Source organism: Moorena sp. SIO4A5 (assembly GCF_010672005.1).
Lineage (GTDB): Bacteria > Cyanobacteriota > Cyanobacteriia > Cyanobacteriales > Coleofasciculaceae > Moorena.
The window spans coordinates 1-3094 of sequence record NZ_JAAHHZ010000583.1; the positions used below are offsets into that span (position 1 = coordinate 1).

A 3094-nucleotide genomic window follows, 5' to 3' on the forward strand; every position below is an offset into this window, starting at 1 on the left:
ATTTTTTGCATCAACAGTTCCTCAACTACCGATGGCAGTTCTTTTTCCCAAAGCTTCTCATAGGGAGTGAGCATATAAGCCTGAGGACCACCGACCAGCTTGAGTTCACCAGTCTGAATGTTACGCACATAGATACCTTCATTCTTATCGAGGGGAATGGCTTGACGCTTCTCAACCACTTCCACTTCCACAGGGGGAATATAATCTTGTGGCCCAGCAATCATCCACAAATCCCCTGGTTGATGAGTAATGACCTGGTCACCTTCCCCTTCATTAAAAGCTTCTTTGGCTCGAAGCAATAGTGATTCGAGCTCACTGAGAACATAGATGTTTTGGATACCATTCTCCAAGGACTCACCAGGATGCAAGAAAAATGATGTTCTCCCCTGGCGAATCTCTCGCATACCCAGCTGAGGTTTACCAGACTCATCAATCGGGTCAAGCACAATACACCATTCGTGATCGCTCAGGGTAGTAATCGTGACTTCTCCCACTACATCTTCATAAACATCGGGAATATGAATTTCTGCATCTTCAAAGGTGACCAACCATTCATCTCCAGCTTTACGCTGACGACCAAAAATATCAGTAAAGGTGCGTTTAGCTTTGAGATGTAATGCTTTTTGTTCTGTCAAAATGTAAGCATTAATAATGCCAATTACTTCTTCATCTACACCAGGTAAATAGGCTCCTTCTTCTCTAACGAGCCATTCTTCACCTGCTCTACGTCTATTCCTTTGACGATCGGTGCAATTTTGCCGTGCTAACAGGTGTAAGGCTTGGTTAGGTTTAATCACCTCAGCTGTTACTGTCTCAACTACTTCAACCTCCACTCGGGGAATATAGGTTCCAGGTCCTTCAAATAGCCATTCATCACCTGCTAAACGGTTAATTGTTTCAGTCTGGGTTTCTCCATCAACTATTCTCGTAACGGTATCGGTAAAATCCCGAATTGCTCTCAGACGCAGTGCTTGATTGGTCTCGACTACTGCCAGTTGGGTGACATCCCCTACTAGTTTCTCGTTTGGATAAAGGGGAAACGGATCTTGCGCGAAGCGAATTTCCAGATCACCGTAGCGCAGTCGAATTTGACCATGCTGATCAGCAATGGGTTGACCGTCTTCATCCCGGAGTAACGGATTAGCAACCACACAATAATACCGAGGCGGCACAATAATCATCGGTTCAGGTTTTAAGATCAGCCGCTCGTGATCGCGAAGGGTAATGGTTTGAGGACCAACCTCCAGTCGGGTAACACCAGTGTTGTTGTCTAGAACATGAATAAACTGTTGGGGCTTGATGCGAATCACTTCACTAGTTGTCCTAGGCACTTCCATTTTCTTCTCTGTTTTACGCTCAGTTGTAGTCATAGTCTTGGTCTAATCGAACTGGATTACTAAGTTGCCTTCATAGGTCGTAAGTAGTCAGACACAATTAAAGCAGAATTTTTTTACAAGGTAACTTCGGATCAGGAAATTTCACGATTCATGTAGGATTACTATAGTTCATGGTTTATCCCTAAAGCCTAATCAACAATCAACTATTTTGTAACCTGACAGCAAATGAACTCCCTATAAAACTAACCTAACCTTTATTTTTCTGTTCTGCTAAAATAACCAAAACTCGTTATGACTACGTCAAGTTTATGGAGTTGGGAGCAATTTCATCTGCTGATCGGCACATTAAGGATAAAGGATCAGGGATGAGGGATTAAGAATTAAGGATTAGGCACCCTTAGATTATGCTTGATACCATTAAGTACTAACAACTATTAACGATTAATCATTAACCCAACCCATGAAAATACTAATAATTTTTTTTTACGATATAATCAGGATGATTACTATCTAAGATTAAACAAATAAGGGGCATACTATGAATCGTGATGAATTCCTAAAACGCTACGAAGCCGGTGAAAGAGATTTTTCTGGTATTAATTTTAAAAAGGCTAACTTGAAAAGTACTAACCTCAAGGGTGTTTGTCTAAATTATGCTGACTTGAGTAATGCTGATTTAGAGGAAGCTAGTTGGGATGATGTGGATCTAAGTCATGCTAACTTGAGGAATGCTTACCTATATGAAACCACTATCGAAAATTCCAACCTCACTAAGGCTAACTTGAGTCATCTAGTAGCATCTGAATCAACCTTGGAAAACTGCGACTTTAGTGGTACTGATCTGAGCTATGCTGATTTATCTGTAATCTATATGGCTGGTAGTAAGCTCACGGATGCCAATTTTACTTATGCTACCTTATGTGACGTTTACCTAGGTGATTCTGACCTGAGCAATGCTAACCTCAGTTATGCCCGTATGCTAGGGGTTGATGGCTGGAAAAAAGCTGACCTTAGTAGTATAAATTTTACTAAAGCTATCTATACGTCATGCACTGAGTTTCCGACTGGATTTAACCCATCAAAAGCAGGAGCAATCTTTATTTGTGCAGAGGCTGACTTAAGCGGTTTAGACTTGAAAAATATCAACCTTGGTTATGAGGAAATGTCTGGCGCTAACCTTAGTCATGCTAATTTGAGTGGTGCAAGACTGTATAATAGTGACTTGAGGGGCGCAAACCTAAGTTATGCCAATTTAGAAGGTGTTGACTTTCATGATGCTGATTTGAGTGAGGCTAATTTTAGCCATGCTAATCTTAAAAAGGCTAAATTAGCTAAGGCTGAATTAAATGATGCTATTTTCTGTAACACTATTATGCCTAATGGTAGGATTAGAAATAATAAGTAATTGTTAGCTAGATCAATTTAGCTCAGTGAGAATATAATTCTTGGTAATTGGTAATGTGTAATGGCTAATGGCTAATTTTGGTTACTCCCGTACCATTGGCTTTCCTTATCAAAGCAGTGGTTTTCTTTTGATTATACCATTCCTTGAAGCAGCAACTCCTCTCCCGGCAGCGTTGCTTAATAATGGAATGATTTGAAGACTTTTGTGGAATGGGCATCTTGCCCGTTCCTGACGGTGCGACCCGTGGCGAATTTAATTCTTAATGGGTCAAGCGCACCGGATCTTTTTGGGCAGGCAGGATGCCCACCCCACTCATATTCATCCGAAGATTCAGCAATGCCACACCAAATTT

1 protein-coding gene and 1 pseudogene are annotated in these 3094 nt (G+C 41.1%); one reads left to right on the forward strand and one right to left on the reverse strand.

The genetic code is table 11. The features are described from left to right. Positions 1 to 1370, reverse strand: a pseudogene (locus tag F6K57_RS41395) (colicin uptake protein); the annotation flags it as partial. A 505-nt stretch (positions 1371 to 1875) separates the two neighbouring features. On the opposite strand from F6K57_RS41395, the gene F6K57_RS41400 reads away from it, so the two are divergent. Continuing rightward, on the forward strand, positions 1876 to 2742 hold the full coding sequence (locus F6K57_RS41400; protein ID WP_293020907.1) for a pentapeptide repeat-containing protein: 867 nt from the start codon (positions 1876 to 1878) through the stop codon (positions 2740 to 2742). Positions 2743 to 3094: the final 352 nt, after the last annotated feature.

Excerpts from the sequence above, each read along its gene's own strand:
- F6K57_RS41400 (WP_293020907.1), top strand. The coding sequence starts at position 1,876 with ATGAATCGTGATGAATTCCTAAAACGCTACGAAGCCGGTGAAAGAGAT.